This window comes from Nocardia crassostreae (assembly GCF_001613405.1).
GTDB classification, from domain to species: domain Bacteria; phylum Actinomycetota; class Actinomycetes; order Mycobacteriales; family Mycobacteriaceae; genus Nocardia; species Nocardia crassostreae.
Genome location: NZ_BDCH01000044.1, coordinates 59,438 through 76,540, shown reverse-complemented (window position 1 = coordinate 76,540; position 17,103 = coordinate 59,438). Strand labels below are relative to the sequence as shown.

The 17,103-nt window shown below is 68.2% G+C and carries 12 protein-coding genes and 2 pseudogenes; 11 read left to right on the top strand and 3 right to left on the bottom strand.

Translation table 11 applies throughout. The annotated features are described in order from the left end of the window. Nucleotides 1–151 precede the first annotated feature (151 nt). A pseudogene (locus NC4_RS39755) lies at nt 152–1,154 on the bottom strand (LLM class flavin-dependent oxidoreductase); the annotation flags it as partial. A 45-nt stretch (nt 1,155–1,199) separates the two neighbouring features. Further along, a complete protein-coding gene (locus NC4_RS42000; RefSeq protein WP_067548733.1) occupies nt 1,200–3,785 on the bottom strand; it encodes an MFS transporter in 2,586 nt (861 codons plus the stop codon). Between the two features lie 127 nt (nt 3,786–3,912). Here NC4_RS42000 and NC4_RS37090 point away from each other — a divergent pair, with 127 nt between their 5' ends. From NC4_RS37090 to NC4_RS37075, 4 genes are all read left to right on the top strand, one after another. Continuing rightward, complete coding sequence (locus tag NC4_RS37090) at nt 3,913–4,572, top strand: TetR/AcrR family transcriptional regulator (protein WP_067548730.1); 660 nt, start codon at nt 3,913–3,915, stop codon at nt 4,570–4,572. A gap of 9 nt (nt 4,573–4,581) precedes the next feature. After that, nucleotides 4,582–5,445, top strand: coding sequence for a type I methionyl aminopeptidase (gene map / locus NC4_RS37085; RefSeq protein ID WP_067548727.1), 864 nt, complete (start codon nt 4,582–4,584; stop codon nt 5,443–5,445). A gap of 122 nt (nt 5,446–5,567) precedes the next feature. After that, nucleotides 5,568–7,082 carry a cobyric acid synthase gene (locus NC4_RS37080; RefSeq protein WP_084530149.1) on the top strand — a complete coding sequence of 505 codons (1,515 nt, stop codon included), beginning with the start codon at nt 5,568–5,570 and terminating at the stop codon, nt 7,080–7,082. Between the two features lie 66 nt (nt 7,083–7,148). Further along, the gene (locus tag NC4_RS37075) at nt 7,149–7,712 is read left to right on the top strand and encodes an alpha/beta fold hydrolase (protein ID WP_067548720.1); all 564 of its coding nucleotides are present in this window, start codon (nt 7,149–7,151) and stop codon (nt 7,710–7,712) included. On the opposite strand, the gene NC4_RS37070 is transcribed toward NC4_RS37075, so the two are convergent. Then, nucleotides 7,692–8,753: an alpha/beta hydrolase gene (locus NC4_RS37070; RefSeq protein WP_067548717.1), complete on the bottom strand. Its 1,062-nt coding sequence runs from the start codon at nt 8,751–8,753 to the stop codon at nt 7,692–7,694. The genes NC4_RS37075 and NC4_RS37070 overlap by 21 nt on opposite strands. Before the next feature lie 173 nt (nt 8,754–8,926). On the opposite strand from NC4_RS37070, the gene mqo reads away from it, so the two are divergent. The 7 genes and pseudogenes from mqo (at nt 8,927) to NC4_RS37035 (ending at nt 17,011) form a co-directional block, all read left to right on the top strand. Beyond that, entirely contained in the window at nt 8,927–10,450 is a 1,524-nt protein-coding gene (gene mqo / locus NC4_RS37065; protein WP_084530148.1) for a malate dehydrogenase (quinone), read from the top strand. Nucleotides 10,451–10,468: 18 nt separating this feature from the next. Further along, a pseudogene (locus NC4_RS37060) lies at nt 10,469–10,919 on the top strand (GNAT family N-acetyltransferase). A gap of 306 nt (nt 10,920–11,225) precedes the next feature. Beyond that, complete coding sequence (locus tag NC4_RS37055) at nt 11,226–13,364, top strand: magnesium chelatase subunit D family protein (protein ID WP_157555456.1); 2,139 nt, start codon at nt 11,226–11,228, stop codon at nt 13,362–13,364. Nucleotides 13,365–13,449: 85 nt separating this feature from the next. After that, nucleotides 13,450–13,752, top strand: coding sequence for a DUF4333 domain-containing protein (locus NC4_RS37050; RefSeq protein WP_067548711.1), 303 nt, complete (start codon nt 13,450–13,452; stop codon nt 13,750–13,752). A 619-nt stretch (nt 13,753–14,371) separates the two neighbouring features. Then, nucleotides 14,372–14,992 (top strand): cob(I)yrinic acid a,c-diamide adenosyltransferase, encoded by a 621-nt coding sequence (cobO, locus tag NC4_RS37045; RefSeq protein ID WP_067548707.1) that lies wholly within the window; start codon nt 14,372–14,374, stop codon nt 14,990–14,992. Continuing rightward, on the top strand, nt 14,986–16,455 hold the full coding sequence (locus tag NC4_RS37040; protein ID WP_067548704.1) for a cobyrinic acid a,c-diamide synthase CobB: 1,470 nt from the start codon (nt 14,986–14,988) through the stop codon (nt 16,453–16,455). Before cobO ends, NC4_RS37040 begins: the two co-directional genes overlap by 7 nt. A 175-nt stretch (nt 16,456–16,630) precedes the next feature. Beyond that, nucleotides 16,631–17,011, top strand: coding sequence for a cobalamin biosynthesis protein (locus NC4_RS37035; protein WP_245722192.1), 381 nt, complete (start codon nt 16,631–16,633; stop codon nt 17,009–17,011). Nucleotides 17,012–17,103 lie beyond the last annotated feature (92 nt).

The following is a 17,103-nucleotide window of genomic DNA, read 5'->3' as shown; positions in this document are numbered from 1 at the left end:
GTGTTGGGCTGTGTTTAATTTGTGGGGGCGGGCCCCCACACCCCCCGCAGGGGCTAGCCCCCGCACCCCCACAAGGGGCTCCGCCCCTTGACCCCGATGACTGTTGGGGCGCAGGCGGGGGATTGGTCGGCGGGGGGTTAGCGTACCTGGGGGGGGCGACCTTGGTGCCGAGGAGGTCGATGTTGCGGAGGACCTTCTCGTGCTCGATGGTGCCTACGCTGGTGTGCAGCATGAAGCGGTCCAGACCTAGGGTGTCGCGGATGTCGGCGATCTTGCTGGCGACGTAGTCGGGGGTGCCGACGAACAGGGAGCCGCTCTGGGAGCGGAGGGCGGAGAACTGTTCGGGGGTCATGGGGCCCCAGCCGCGTTCGCGGCCTATGCCGGACATGGCGCGGGCGTAGGGGGCGTAGAAGTCCGCGACGGCTTGTTCGTCGGTTTCGGCTACGTAGCCGTGGGCGTGGACCGCTACGGGCTGGGGTTCGTGGCCGCCTTCCTCGGGGGCGCGGTGGTAGAGGTCCACCAGGGGGCTTGAAGCGGGCGGGCTGGCCGCCGATGATGGCGATGGCCAGGGGGAGGCCGAGAAGTCCTGCGCGTACTACGGATTCGGGGCTGCCGCCCACGGCGATCCAGACCGGGAGGGGGCGGTTCTCGGTGCGGGGGTAGACGGTGACGTTGTCCAGGGGTGCGCGGAACTTGCCGGACCAGGTGACCGGCTCGTCTTCGCGGAGCTTCAGGAGGAGGGCCAGCTTCTCCTCGAAGAGTTCGTCGTAGTCGGCCAGGTCGTAGCCGAACAGGGGGAAGGATTCGATGAAGGAGCCGCGGCCCGCCATGAGTTCGGCGCGGCCGTTGGACAAGCCGTCGAGGGTGGCGAAGTCCTGGTAGGCGCGGACCGGGTCGGCGGAGCTGAGGACGGTGACGGCGCTGGTGAGTTGGATGCTGTCGGTGCGGCCCGCGATGGTCGCGAGCACCATGGCGGGGGAGGAGGCGGCGAAATCCTTGCGGTGATGTTCGCCGACGCCGTACACGTCGAGTCCGGCCTGTTCGGTGGCCACTGCCTCCTCGACCACCTGGCGCAGGCGCTCGCCAGCGGTCGGCACGGGTCCGTTGCCGCTGACCGGATGCGTTTCGGCGAATGTAGTCAGTCCCAGTTCCACGGCGTCCGCCCTCTTTCCTGATTCGTTTCCGGATCAACCAACAGCCTAAACGGACCGTGGTCCGGAACTATTCCTGGTGTCGTGACCGGCGGTGAAGCCATGCCGATGCAGGTCGGCGAGAAACTCGACCGGATCGACCAACTGCTCGATATGGCGGACACCGGGCGGGAACCGGTGCACGCGCTCGGCCAGTAGTGCCGCCACCACGCCGGTGGCCCGACTCTGCCGCCGACCGGTGAACCAGGCACCGGCGCTGTCGGATTCGACCTTGACCGCGAACCGATCTGAACCCACATGCACGCGTGCGAGCGCGGCCTCGGCCACGCGGCCGCGCATCAACCGTCCCAGCGCCGGTCGGCGAGCGGCTGCCAGCAGCGCTGTCAGCGGCCGGGAATCCAGTGCCAGACCCGTGCGCACGCCGGTGCCGCCCAGGGTGGCGGGCAGCGTGTACTGATCGGAGAACGGGAACCGGTGCACGGTGCGGCGACCCTGCGGAAATGTCATCCGCCAGGAGCCGGACAACGACCCGAGCCCGTCCAGCGTCCAGCGAATCGCTGCCCGCCTGTGAGCCTCCCCGGATCCGAGCAGCGCGCCGATCCGGATCTCGGCACCGGGGGAGCGTTCGATCACCATGCGGGCCAGCAGATTCGACACCCCGGGAATCAGACCGACACTGAGTACGCCCACCGCGTTGTTGGCGACAGCCACCTCGTGCAACGCCTCGACCTCGGTGATCACCGCCCGGGATGCGGTGACGTCCAAATAGTGAATGCCCCGCTCGAAGCAGGCCCGCGCCACCGCGCCATTGTGCGATTCGGCGCACATCAGGACCGCGTCCACACGTTCGTGCTGCCCGCCCGCGCGGTCGTGCTGCTCGGTCATGCGTTCGTGCTGCCCGCCAACATCTTTGTGTGTCCCGCTCGTGCCATCGCGGGCTCCGTCCGCGTAGGAGTGCGTTGCACGCGTATCGCCGCGGGGCGGCGCGCTGCTGCCGCGAGTCCTGCTCGGGTCGTCGTGTGGGGTGCTCGTGCTGCCGCGCATCGTCGCTGTGCTCTGCGTCGTGCCGGGTACGCCGTCGAGGATCGCCGCGACTTGGGTGGGATCGGCGCAGTCGACCTGTGCCAGCGTCGCGCCTGGCATAGGAACGGCTTTAGCTGGATCGCGGCCTGCCAGCACCACATTCGCGCCGCCCGCGAGCAACAGTGCGGCGGCCTCTCGGCCTACGGTGCCGTAGCCGCCGAGGATGACGATTCTCATGCCGCGTCCTCTCCGGCGATCGATCGCGGACTCCCGGTCGTCGATGGGGTTCCCACGAGCTCGCGAGCGCGGTCGGGGGGCGTACCAGGCCAGTGCGACGACGACACCGAGTGCCGCCAGTAGCGCGGCGACCGCGAAATCGATGCGCAGGCCGGTGGTGCCGCCTACGTTGGCGGCGACGATGAGTGCGGCGGTGAGGCCGAGTGAAGCGCCAAGGCGCTGAACGGTATTCACCACGCCCGAGGCTGCGCCCTTGTCGGCTTCCGGGGCCGCGCGCAGGACCGGTGCGGTCGCGCCGACGAAGACCGGGGGCAGGCCGATGGCGAAGACCAGGCTTATCGGGAGAATGACGGTCAGATAGCTCGCGCCGGGGGTGAGGAACAGGGCGTAGCCGGTCAAACCGGCTGTCTGCAAGGCCATTCCGGCTGCCAGGACGAGGCGCGCGCCGTAGCGTTCCATGGCTTTGGGCACCACTGTGCGGGCGATGACGAGATTCACCAGGGCAATGGGTAGTACCGCGAATCCGGCGGCCATGGCGGAGTAGCCGAAGTGGTCCTGGAGCATGACCGTGATCAGCACGAAGGCGGGTACGTGCGCTGCGCCCAGGATGAAGCTCGCGGCGGATCCGGCTCGGACTTCGCGCAGGCGCAGAAGGGAATTCGGCACCACCGGCGCGGGGCTGCGGCGCTGATTGCGCACGAAGACGGCGGCGCAGGCGGCGGTGAGGGCTGCGGCGGCCAGCGTGACCGCGTCGATCCCGCGGCCGGGCAGTTCCGAGGCCAGGTAGACCAGTGCCAGCAGTCCGGTGGTGCCGCTGAGCGCGCCGATGGGGTCGAGGTTTCCGCTGCCTCGCTGTGCGGTCGCATCAGCGGGCAGGATCCGGGCGCTCGCGATGAGGACGAGCAGACCGATCGGCACATTGATCAGAAAGATTGCGGGCCAGCCGAATTGGTCGGTGAGCACCCCGCCCAGCGAGACGCCGATGGCCGCCCCGGCCGCGCCCATGGCGCTCCACACCGCGAAAGCCTTTCGGTAGGCGGCGGGTTCGGTGAATATCGCCGAGAGCAGGGCCAGTTGGGCGGGAATGACAATCGCGCCGCCGATGCCCTGGACCGCGCGCGCCGCGATCAGCCAGACGGCGTCCGGCGCGAAGGCCGCGGCCAGGGATGCGGCGGTGAACAGGGCCGAGCCGATCTGGAACATGCGCCGCCGCCCGTACAGGTCGGCCATGCGCCCGGCGTCCAATTGCAGGCCGCCGAAGGTGAGCAGATACGCCGTGACGACCCAGGCCGCGCCCGCCGCGGTCAACCCGAGCGCGGTGGTGATGGCGGGTAGGGCCACGTTCACCACGGACCCTTCCAGGAAGACGAGCAATTCGACCTAGGTGAGCAGCAGCAGGGCCGCTCTTGTTTTCATAGTCACGCTACAAGAATATTTTAGTAGTGTCGCTACAGTCAAGGGTATTGTCAAAGTTTTCGTAGTGGCACTACCGTCTGTTGGCATGGCGAAAGAAGACGGCGCGGTGAAGGAAGACGGTCGCAAGGCGCGGGCGCGCGCGACCAAGGCGCGCATCGTGCGCGCCGCCACCGAACTGTTCGTCGCCGACGGTTACGCCGCGACCAGCATTACCGCCATCGCGACCCGGGCGGGCGTGGGCGAGCAGACCGTCTACTACTCCCTCGGCAACAAGCGGGCCCTCCTGACGGCCGCGCTCGATCAGGCCGTTGCCGGTGACGACGAACCGGTGCCCACTCTCGAACGCGCGTGGACGACCGGCGCGCTGGCCGATCCGGACCCCATCGCCCAGTTGCGCGCCCAGGTAGACGGCGCGGCCGAGATCCTGGAACGCGCCGCCCCGCTGCTCGAAGTGGTGCGCGGGGCGGCGGCCACCGATACCGAGCTGGCGGGCATCTGGACCACCAATATCGAGCAGCGCGCCACCGTGCAGCGCACCTTCGCCACCGCCCTGGCCGCGAAAACGCCCCTGCGCCAGGGACTCACCGTGGCCGAGGCGGCGGACATCATGCTGGCGCTGCTCGGCCCGGAGCACTACACCCTGCTCGTCGGCGCGCGCGGCTGGTCGGCGCGGCGCTGGCGGGAGTGGACCCTCGGCGCATTGATCCGGGAGCTGACCGAACTGTCACCCGGCGAGTGCGGATAGTCTTGATCCATGTCTGTGCGCACCCGCAAACCCCTCGTTCCCGGCATCCAGTCGCCCATTCGTGAGGTGCCGAAATCCATCGAGCGGCCCGAATACGTCTGGAAGAAGACGGCCAACGAAGGGCACGAGCCCTGGGTGCAGACGCCGGAGACCATCGAGAAGATGCGCATCGCGGGCAAGATCGCGGCGCAGGCCCTGGAAGAAGCCGGTAAGGCCGTGGCGCCGGGTGTGACCACCGATGAGCTGGACCGCATCGCGCACGAGTACATGATCGATCACGGGGCGTACCCGTCGACGCTGGGCTACAAGGGTTTTCCCAAGTCCTGCTGCACCTCGCTGAACGAGGTCATCTGCCACGGCATTCCGGACTCCACCGTCATCGAGGACGGCGACATCGTGAATATCGATGTGACCGCCTACATCGACGGCGTGCACGGCGACACCAACAAGACCTTCCTCGCCGGTGACGTGGACGAGGAGGTGCGGCTGCTGGTCGAGCGCACCCAGGAAGCCACCATGCGCGCCATCAAGGCGGTGCGCCCGGGCCGCGCCCTCAATGTGATCGGCCGCGTCATCGAGTCCTACGCCAACCGCTTCGGCTACGGCGTGGTGCGCGACTTCACCGGCCACGGCGTCGGCCCGACCTTCCACAGCGGCCTGGTCATCCTGCACTACGACCAGCCCGCCGTGGATGCCGTCATCGAGCCCGGCATGACCTTCACCATCGAGCCCATGATCAACCTCGGCGGCATCGACTACGACATCTGGGACGACGGCTGGACTGTGGTCACCAAGGACCGCAAGTGGACCGCCCAGTTCGAGCACACCCTCGTGGTCACCGACGACGGCGCGGAAATCCTCACCCTGCCGTGAGCCACCACCCCCCCGTCATTCCGGCATTCCTTTGGCCGGAGTCCACTGCCCGCGATGGATCCCGGCCGGAAACACGCCGGGATGGCGGTGACCGGGATGACGATGACGCAGTGCGGGCGTCCGTGAAAGGCGCGCTGCTCGTCGCGGGCACTACCTCCGATGCGGGTAAAAGCGTTGTCGTAGCGGGACTTTGCCGCATGCTGGCGCGGCAGGGTGTGCGGGTCGCACCGTTCAAGGCGCAGAACATGTCCAACAACTCCGTGGTCACCCTGGACGGCGGTGAGATCGGGCGGGCGCAGGCGCTGCAGGCGCGGGCGTGTGGGCTGGAGCCGAGCGTGCGGTTCAATCCGGTGCTGTTGAAGCCGGGCAGCGACCGGCGCTCGCAGCTCGTGGTGCGCGGGAAGGCGATCGACACGGTCGGTGCCAAGGACTACTTCCGGCACCGGACCGAACTGCGCGCCCTCGTCGCGGAGGAATTGGCTTCGCTGCGCGCCGAATTCGATGTGGTGATCTGCGAGGGCGCGGGATCACCCGCCGAGATCAACCTGCGGGCAACGGATCTGGCGAACATGGGGCTGGCGCGGGCGGCCGAGCTGCCGGTGGTGCTGGTGGGGGATATCGACCGCGGGGGAGTGCTGGCGCATCTGTTCGGGACCGTGGCGATCCTGGAACCCGAAGACCAGCAACTGATCTCCGGGTTCATCGTCAACAAGTTCCGGGGTGACGTGGACCTGCTGCGGCCGGGCATCGATCAGCTCACCGCGCTCACCGGACGGCCCACCCTCGGCGTCATCCCGTTCGCCGAAGACCTCTGGATCGACGCCGAGGACTCCCTCGGCACCGTCGCCGACGCCCCGGTCGGGCGGCCCCGGCCACCGCTGGGCAAGGACTGGCTCACGGTCGCCGCCATCCGGCTGCCGCGCATCTCGAACTCCACCGATGTCGAAGCCCTCGCCTGTGAGCCCGGGGTCTCGGTGCGCTGGGTGGACGATCCGTCCCGGCTGGCGGGCGCCGATCTGGTCGTGCTGCCGGGCAGCAAGGCCACCGTCAGCGATCTGGAATGGTTGCGGCGCACCGGAATCGCGGGTGCGCTCGGCGAGCGCGCGGCGGCGGGCGGGCCCATTCTCGGCATCTGCGGCGGCTATCAGATGCTCGGCCGGGTCATTGCCGACGAGGTCGAATCCGCAGCGGGCACGGTGCCCGGCCTCGGGCTGCTGGACCTCGAAATCGAGTTCGCCGATCCCAAGGTGCTGCGCCGTGCCGCCGGTCACCGCGCGGAAATCCCGGTGCGCGGCTATGAGATTCACCACGGGCGGGTCCGTCGCACCGGCGACGAGCCCTGGCTCGAACTCGACGGCGCACCCGAAGGCAGTGTGCACGGCGCGATCTGGGGCACACACCTGCACGGCGCCCTGGAATCCGACGAATTCCGGCGGGCCTGGCTCCGCGAGGTCGCCGTTGCGGCTGGTCGCGCTGATTTCCTTGTGGCAGAAGATGTTTCGGTTGCCGAGGTGCGCAATCGGCAGCTGGACCTGCTGACCGACCTCATGGAGTCTCACCTCGACCTGGCCGCCCTCGAGAAACTCCTCGCCGGTGGCGCTCCCGTCGACCTCCCGACACTCACTGTTCATCAGTGACGCCGCTCACAGCAATCCGAGTGACTCCCGTTTGGGACCTCGGGCGGCCGTGTAGCGTAATTCGATATGGAATCTCGGCGGATCACGGTCGGTGACCGCGTGTGGACGGTGCGAGTCGGCGGCAACGAATCCCGGCACCACGTGGTCCTGCTCCCCGCTTCGGGCGATCCGGCCGATGTGTACGACGAGGTCTGCGCCCGATTGCAGACCTCGGATTTGCGCACCATCGTCATCGAAACGGGCGAGGGGCTCGATACGACGGCCGTCTTCGCCATTCTCGACGAACTGCGCGTGCCCTGGGCCAATCTGGTCGGCTGCGGCACCGGTGCGGCGCTGGCCTGGCAGCTGGCCGCCCGCGGCTTCGGCCGCTTCATGAGCCTCATCGCCGCGGGCATCGGGCATCCCGCCACCCCCGGCGCGGACGGTTCCATCGCCGACGCGAGCTGCCCGCCGGTGGAGATCCCCACCACCCTGCTGGCCACCAAACAGCTGCCCAAGGCCGTCGCCGAAGCCTCCGGCCGCCACGTCTACGGCGAATTCCGCCTGGTCGCCGTGGATGTCGCGGATGTGCCCGCCGAAGCGGGCAGCGAACTCGCCACCGAGATCGTGCTACGCACCAGCTTCTGGTGAGGCGGCCCGCTCGAAAGCGGTCAGCCACTCCAGCCAGGAATCCAGTTCGGCGAACGCCTCGGTGCGCGGCTTCTCCGACGACAGGAACACGTCGTGACGTGCGCCTTCGATCGGAACGATATTGGTGCGATCGCCGAGGCAACCCGCCCAGCGCTGGATCTGGCGCACATCCAGGACCACATCGGCCACATCGGCGGCCGGGCCGTACTTGCTCATGAACTTGGTGATCTTGGACCGCAGCACCAGCGTCGGCACCCCCACATCCAGGCCCTGATGCACCCGGGCGTGCCCGCTGCGGATGGCGCGCAGCCACCCGGCATGAACCGGGAAGCCGGTCAACGGCTTCCAGTCCAGGTTGTAATCCCACTCGCGCGACGCGGTGTGATGCAGGCTGTCGCCGTAGGTCGAGATGGAGCCCAGCGGCAGCTTGGTCATGGCGCTCAACCGGCCGATGCCGTGGATCAGCGCCGTGCCCACCGAGCGGTAGTAGGCCGGGCCCTGCAGATCGAACCACGGGCTGTTGAGCACCAGCCCGGTAATGCCCTGCGCCCGGCTGCCGCCCGCGCTGTTGAGCCGGTTGAGCCACAGCGAGGTCGCCAGGCCGCCGGTCGAATGGCCCATGATCAGCACCGGCAGCCCGGTCTCCTCGCGAATGATCTTCAGCGAGCGGTTCAGCTCGGCGTCGTAGAGCGCCAGATCGGTGACGTAGTGCGGGGTTTGCCCCGCCCGGGTGGACCGCGCGCACTTGCGCAGATCCAGGGCGTAGAAGGCGTAGCCCTGCGCCGCCATGTGCTGGGCCAGGTGCTCCTGGAAGAAGTAGTCGGTGAACCCGTGCACATAGAGCACGGCCCGGGTCACTGTCGGGCGTTCGGCGGGCGCGTAGCGGACCAGCGTGCCCACCGCATCGTCTTCGCCGTCCGGGGCCGGACCCAGCGGGATGGTCAGCTGTTGATAGTCCGCGCCGAGCACATCGGGTTGCCAGGAGCCCGTGGCCTGGGCGGGGGCGGAGGTGGTCGCGGTGGAGGACGTAACGGAGCTCACAAGCCCAAGGCTAACGCCGCCGTCCCGAGATGGCGTGTGGAGGTATCTCTCACATTCGGCCTTTTCGTTGCGGGATTTCCACGTGTCCAGGGGCACAATCGGTCTTAGGTGAACGACGGGTAACCTAAGCGCCGCTGGGTTGCCATACAAAGACAAGGAAGTCGATCAACGCCGTGTCGAACGCTGCCACGATTGAAAAGACCGATGTAGTCCTCATCGGTGTCGGCATCATGAGTGCCACCCTCGGCGCACTGCTTCGACAGGTGCAGCCCGATTGGTCGATCACCCTCTTCGAGCGGCTCGACGCGGCCGCCGCCGAGTCCAGCGACCCCTGGAACAATGCCGGTACCGGCCACTCCGCGCTCTGCGAGCTGAACTACACGCCGCAGAACGCCAAGGGCGAGGTCGAGATCACCAAGGCCGTCGACATCAACGAGCGCTTCCAGGTGTCGCGCCAGTTCTGGTCCTACGCGGTCGAGAACGGCGTGCTGGCCAACCCGTCGAACTTCATCAACCCGATTCCGCACGTAAGCTTCACCCACGGCACGGACGGCGTGGAGTACCTGCGCAAGCGCTACGAGGCGCTGTCGCGGCACCCGCTGTTCCAGGGCATGGAGTTCATCGACGACGCCGACGAGTTCACGCGGCGACTACCGCTCATGGCCAAGGGCCGCGACTTCTCCGATCCGGTCTCGCTGAACTGGACCGAATCCGGCACCGATATCGACTTCGGCGAGCTCACCAAGGAACTGCTGGCCTACCTGGGCGCGACCGGTGCCGATATCGCCTTCGGGCACGAGGTCAAGGATCTGACCAAGCAGTCCGACGGCTCCTGGATGGTGAAGGTCCGCAACCTGCGCAATGGCAAGGTGCGAGTCATCAAGTCCAAGTTCGTGTTCGTCGGCGCGGGCGGCGGCGCGCTGCCGCTGCTGCAGAAGTCGGGCATCAAGGAGATCTCCGGTTTCGGCGGCTTCCCGGTGTCGGGTCTGTTCCTGCGCTGCACCAACCCGGATCTCATCGCCCAGCACGAGGCCAAGGTGTACGGCCAGGCTTCGGTCGGCGCGCCGCCGATGTCGGTGCCGCACTTGGACACTCGCGTCATCAATGGTGAGCGCGGCCTGCTCTTCGGCCCGTACGCCGGATGGACGCCGAAATTCCTCAAGGACGGCAAGCTGACCGACCTCATCAAGTCGGTGAAGCCGAACAACCTGTTCTCCATGCTCGGCGTGGGCGTCACCGAGATGGGCCTGGTCAACTACCTGGTGTCCGAACTGCTCAAGTCGCAGGCCGGTCGCGTGGGCGTGATGGAGGAATTCATCCCGCGCGCCGACGGCGCCGACTGGGATCTGATCATCGCCGGTCAGCGCGTGCAGGTCATCCGCCGCAAGGGTGCGGGCGGCGTGCTGGAGCTGGGCACCGCGGTCGTCGCGGCCGAGGACGGCACCATTGCCGGTCTGCTCGGTGCGTCCCCCGGCGCGTCCACCTGTGTGAGCGCCATGCTGGACGTCATGCGCAAGTGCTTCCCGCGCGAATTCGACGGCTGGGAGCCGAAACTCAAGCAGATGGTGCCTTCGATGGGTGTGAAGCTCTCGGAGAACCAGGCCCTGTTCCAGGAGGTCTGGGACTGGTCCAACAAGGCGCTGCACCTGGACAGCACCAACACGCCGAAGCACGCCGGGGTTCCTTCTCACGCTTAGTTGTGATAGCAACAATCGATGATGTCAACGGTTGCTCTCAAAAGGTCGTGGGCCGAAGATCTCGACACCACGACGCTGTACAAGCTGTTGAAACTGCGCGTCGAGGTCTTCGTCGTCGAGCAGAAATGCGCCTACCCGGAACTCGACGGCTTCGACCTGCTCCCGGAAACCCGCCACTTCTGGCTCGACGACGAGGGTGACATAGTCTGCACCCTCCCGCCTGCTCGAGGAACACGAGAACGTCGTGAAGTCCTTCCGCATAGGCCGCGTCTGCACCACCCCCTCCGCCCGCGGCCACGGCTACTCCAACCGCGTCCTCCAAGCGGCCCTGGCCGAAGCCGGTTCCGCAACCGTCCGCCTGCACGCCCAGTCCTACCTGGTCGACATGTACACCAAACACGGCTTCAAGATCGACGGCCCAGAATTCATGGACGACGGCATCCCCCACGTCCCCATGCGCCGAGGCTGAACCACACTGTGTCGCGCCCGCTGCGGATACCCGCAGCGGGCGCGCGTCTTCCAACCACTCCCGCCGGATCCCCCGCCGCCGACCCCCACTGAGCCGGGCCGCCGCAAGCCCGTGTCGGAAGTGGTTCACACCCACAGTGCCTGGTTCACACCCGATATTGCCGCCCGGTAGGGGTGTGGACCGGCGATAGAGGGTGTGAACCAGGGGGAGGGGGCAGGGATGGCTGGGGTTGGTCGGGGTGGTGTGGGGTGGCGCGCTTAGAGTTGGGGCGTGTCCGTTTCCTCTGTGACTCCGTATTCCGAATCCGTGCGTGCGGGTGGGTCCTCCGGTGAGGCCGGGTTTCCGTTCTCGGCGGTGGTCGGGCAGGAGCGGTTGCAGTTGGCTTTGATTTTGTGTGCGGTGCATCCGGGGATCGGCGGGGTGCTGGTGCGCGGGGAGAAGGGGACGGCCAAGTCGACCGTGGTGCGGGCGTTGGCACAGTTGCTGCCGCCGGTGGTGGACGAGAGCGGGGCGCGGCCTGCGCGGCTGGTGGAGTTGCCGGTGGGCGCTACCGAGGATCGCGTGGTGGGGTCGCTGGATCTGGAGCGCGTGTTGCGCGATGGGGAGCAGGCGTTCAAGCCTGGGCTGCTGGCCGCCGCCCATCACGGTGTGCTGTACGTGGACGAAGTCAATCTGCTGCACGACCATCTGGTCGATGTATTGCTCGACGCCGCCGCCATGGGGCGTGTGCACATCGAGCGTGACGGTGTATCCCATTCGCACCCAGCACGATTCGTGCTCGTCGGCACGATGAACCCCGAAGAGGGCGAGCTTCGCCCGCAGCTGCTCGACCGCTTCGGTCTCACCGTCGATGTGGTCGCCTCCCGCGACGTGGATGTGCGTATGGCTGTTGTCCGCCGTCGCCTGGACTACGAGGCCGACCCGGCCGGATTCGCCACTCGCTATGCCGCCGCCGATCGCGATGTCGCGGAACGCATTCTGACCGCCCGAGACCGGCTGCAGGAAGTCGAGCTCGACAATGTCGAGCTGCGCCGTATCGCCGCCCTGTGCGCCGCCTTCGACGTCGATGGTATGCGCGCCGACCTGGTGGTCGCCCGCACCGCCACCGCACACGCCGCCTGGCGGGGCGGCCGCGAGGTGACCGAGGACGATGTCCGCATCGCCGCCGAGCTGGCACTACCGCACCGCCGCCGCCGAGATCCGTTCGACGAGCCCGGAATCAGCGAAGAACAGCTCGACGACGCCATGCGGCAGGCGGCGGAGGCAGCCGCCCAGGCCGAGCAGCGGGACGGCGGTGCCGACGACCTGGGAAAAGGTGAAGCGGCCGCGCAGGACGATGCGGGGCCGCAGGATCTGACCGAGGACGACTCGCCGGGGCCGGAGGACGATCCGGACGGCGGGCCGGATTCGCCCGGGGGCGGCGCGGATTCGGCCGAGGGGGAATCCCTCGGACCCGATTCGCAGCCGCCGAGTCCAGGCGACGTATTACCATCGGCATCGAATCCTGCCGACCAGCCTCAGGATTTGGCCGACCCGAACCGGGATTCGCACGGCAAGAACCAGGACTCGTCCGACCAGGGGCGGAATTCCACCGGCGACGGGCAAGGAGGTCGCCCCGGCAGGGAGGGACGAGCCACCGCACCGGCCGGGTCCATGCCCAAGCCTCCGCGCTGGGAGGTGCCCGGCATCGGGGAAGGCGCCCCCGGCCGCCGTTCGCGCGCCCGCACCCGCAACGGCCGCGTAGTACGCGCCATCCCCGAAACGACTGCGGGCCTGCACCTCTTGGGCACCATCTTCGCTGCCGCCCCGCACCAGCACGCCCGCGGCCGCGCCACCGGCCCCCTGGCATTCGCCCCCACCGACCTGCGCGGCGCGTATCGCGAAGGCCGCGAAGGCAATCTGGTCGTCTTCGTCGTGGACGCCTCGGGTTCCATGGCTTCCCGCGACCGCCTCTCAGCAGTCACCGGTGCGGTCGTCGCCCTGCTGCGGGACGCCTACCAGAGCCGCGACAAGGTCGCCGTAATCACCGTGCGAGGCCAGGACGCGGAACTCGTGCTTCCCCCGACCTCCTCGGTCGATATCGCGGTGCGCCGCCTCGCCGATATGCGCACCGGCGGCAAAACCCCTCTCGCCCAAGGCCTCCTGAAGGCTCGCGAGGTCCTCCGCCGAGAACGTGTCCGCGACCCCCACCGCCGCACCCTCCTGGTAATGCTCACCGACGGCCGCGCCACCGGTGGCCCCGATCCGGTTCCCCGAGCCCGAGCCGCCGCCCGCCTCCTCGCCGCCGACGCCGTCACCGCCATGGTCGTGGACTGCGAACGCGGCATGATCCGCCTCGGCCTCGCCCGCGACCTGGCCCGCGACCTCCGCGGCGGCTACCTGCAATTGACCGACCTCACCGGCGATTCGGTCGCGGGAATCGTCCGCGCGAGCAGAGCCGCCTGACCAACGCCCATCCCTCCAGGCCCGGCGGCCCGCACCGCAAGTGGGACGCAATTCGGCGGCAAGTGGGCGGGCCTAGCTTCGGCTCATGAAATCCCTTCGCGTGATTGCACTGTCGTTGTTCGTCACCGTGGCGGCGGGATGCACGGCATCCGCCGGTGATCCCCGTGTCGAGGAAGCCGACCTGGAACGGTCCGTCCAGCAGACCCTCACCGAGCAGGTGGGCCAGCGACCCGAATCGATCGACTGCCCAGGGGATCTCACCGGAACGGTCGGCACCACCATGCGCTGCACGCTGTCCTCCGGCGGATCGCAGATCGGCCTCACCGTGCAGGTCACCGGCGTCAACGACGGAAAGATCGCCTACGACGTCGAGGTCGATCGCAATTAACCCCCCCCACGCAGATCCTGTACTAACAACTTCCACACCCCCACCTCTTCCTGAAATATCCGCCGCAGGCGAACTGTCAACGACTGTTGGTGCATTCCGGGTCGCGTATGAAGCCAGTTCGTCTTGGTGTAGGGAATTCTTTTCGGGCAGTTCTGTGTGGGTTTGGGCCGTCTCGATTTTGGACTGAGTGGAGCGTGCGTCGGAGCGGGGGAGCGAAGCGGAGGAGCTCCGGCGTGCGCGGAGGGAGGGAAAAATCGAGACTTAGGGGCCCAAACCCCGCCCGGAGCGAAGCGGAGGGCAAATTAAACACAGCACGAGCGATCCTGAGTGGAACTCCCCACCCACCTCATCCGTAAAACCACCATGAGCCCCCACCCTCCTACACGCAGCCGCCACAGCAATGGTCCGCCTCTCCTCCGCCCTCGCCCAATCCCTGACCTGACCCCCCGCCCGCCGACGCCGCCGGAATCGGGCGGGTCTTCTCAGCGATCGTGCACGCACTGAACTGAGGATCCGCGCCGCCCGGTGCGGCGCGCCCGGCGGCGGACCCGCAGGCTCGGTATGGCACCGTTGGGGGTCGGAGGCCGGAGGCGGCCCCGCCGCGAAAGGAGCTCGTTCGATGCCCAAGGGTGTTCCGCTGCCGGAATCCATTCCCGACGACGGGCTCACGACTCGCCAGCGCCGCAATCTCCCTGTGCTGGCGGTGCATACCGGCCCGGGCAAGGGCAAGTCGACGGCCGCGTTCGGCATGGCGTTGCGGGCATGGAACCAGGGCTTCGATATCGCCGTGTTCCAGTTCGTCAAGAGCGCCAAGTGGAAAGTGGGGGAGGAAGCCGCATTCCGAACCCTCGGCCAGCTGCACGACGAGAAGGGCGTGGGCGCCCCCGTCGAATGGCACAAGATGGGGGAGGGCTGGTCGTGGACTCGCAAGCAGGGCAGCGATGAAGACCACGCGGCTGCCGCGCTGGCAGGCTGGCTGGAGATCAAGCGGCGAATCGCCGCCGAGCAACACCGCTTCTACGTCCTCGACGAATTCACCTATCCGCTGAAGTGGGGCTGGGTCGACGTGGACGACGTCGTGACGACACTCCGCGAGCGGCCCGGCAACCAGCACGTCGTAATCACGGGTCGCGACGCCCCCCAGCCACTCATCGACGCCGCCGACCTGGTCACCGAAATGACCAAGGTGAAACACCCCATGGACGCGGGCCGCAAAGGCCAGCGAGGCATCGAATGGTGAGTGTCCCCGCGGTGGTGATCGCCGCCCCCGCCTCGGGCAGCGGCAAAACCACCCTCGCCACCGGCTTGATCGGCGCACTGCGCCGGGCCGGGCATCGGGTCGCCCCGTTCAAGGTCGGTCCCGACTACATCGACCCCGGTTATCACGGCCTCGCCGCCGGTCGCCCCGGCCGGAATCTGGATCCGGTCCTGGTCGGCCCCGATCGCGTGGTCCCCCTGTACCGGCACGGCAGCCAAGGCTGCGATATCGCCGTCGTCGAAGGCGTCATGGGCCTGTTCGACGGCCGCATCGACGAGCACAACACCGCCCCCGTCGCCGAGGGCTCCACCGCCCAGATCGCCGCCATGCTCGGCGCCCCCGTCATTCTGGTGGTGGACGCCCGAGGCCACAGCCAAAGCCTCGCCGCCCTCCTGCACGGTTTCGCCACCTTCGACACCGGAATCCGCCTGGGCGGAGTCATTCTCAACCGAGTCGGCGGCGAACGCCACGAACAGGTCCTCCGCGCCGCCTGCGCCCGAGTCGGCCTCCCCGTCCTCGGCGCCCTCCCGCGCATGGCCGAATTATCCGTCCCCTCACGCCATCTCGGCTTGATCCCCGCCATCGAACACGGCACAGCAGCCCAGGCCGCCACCGACGCCATGACCGATCTGGTCGCCGCCCACATCGACCTCCCCGCCGTCGTAGCCCTCGCCGCTTCCAATACCACCGGCCCCCTGTGGGATCCGGCCGAAGCGCTCCGCGACGCTGCCGCCGCGAGCTCTCCCGCCACCTCGAACCACCGCGCCACCTCGGGTTCGGTCGAACGCCCCGCACAGTCGGTCACGCCGCCACCCGACGGCCCGATCCTCGCCATCGCGGGCGGCGCAGCCTTCACCTTCGGCTACACCGAACACCGCGAATTCCTCGAAGCCGCGGGCGCACACGTAGTCGCCTTCGATCCGCTACGCGATGAACTCCCCTCCGGCACAGCGGGATTGGTCCTCCCCGGCGGCTTCCCCGAAGAACACGCCGCCGACCTCGCGGCCAACACCCCCCTCCTGGAAGCGATCGCCACCCGCGCCGCCACCGGCATGCCCATCCACGCCGAATGCGCGGGCCTCCTCTACCTGACCCGTTCACTGGATGGTCACCGCATGGCCTCCGTCATCGACGCCGACGCCGAATTCGGCCCCCGGCTGACCCTCGGCTACCGAGACGCCGTAGCCCTCACCAACTCCCCCCTCTGGCAAACAGGCGAACGAGTCCGAGGCCACGAATTCCACCGCACCCGCCTAACCACCCCCACACCCACCCCACCCGCCTGGGCCTGGTGCTCCCCCACCGGCGAAACAATCCGCGAGGGCGCAAACCCCCACCAAGTCCACGCCTCCTACCTCCACACCCACCCCGCCGGAAACCCCACCGCCATAACCCGATTCGTAACTACCGCAACCACCTACACCCAATCCGCCGCAACCCCCTGACCCACCCACCGGTTCACACCCATTACCTTCGGTCCACACCCCCAATTGCCCACCTATATCAGGTGTGAACCACCGACAACGGGTGTGAACCCGAGCTGCCCCGGCGGGGTTGCGGCGCGATTGCGGAATGTCGCGGCACACTCGATCTGTGCGAGAAGGAGCGGCAGGGGAGCGGGTGGGGTCGGAGCTTGCGGTCGGTGTCGGCATGCGGGTCGGCGCAACGCCCGAGGCTATCGTGGCGGCTGTTCGAGAAGTCGTAGGGGACAAGCGGATTCGATGCCTGGCCTCGGTGGACAGGCGGGGCCGCGAGCCCGGGTTGGCCGCGGCGGCGGAGTACCTCGGCGTGCCCGTGGTGGTGTTCTCACCCGGAGAGCTGGCGGCGGTATCGGTGCCCACACCCTCGGCGCGCACCGCCGCCGCGATCGGCACGCCCAGTGTGGCGGAAGCCGCCGCGCTACTGGCCGCGCGGAGTGATCGGCTGGCGGTGCGCAAACGTGCGGTCGGCGGGATCACGGTCGCGGCAGCCGTGATTCGGGGCCGCGGCGAAGGCTCCTAGAACCGGGCCGCCGCACTCGCCGACTGGTTGGGGTCGGTGGGTGCGGCGGGGTGGCGAATCACTGGTGCAAGGGACGTGATTCGCCGCTTCGG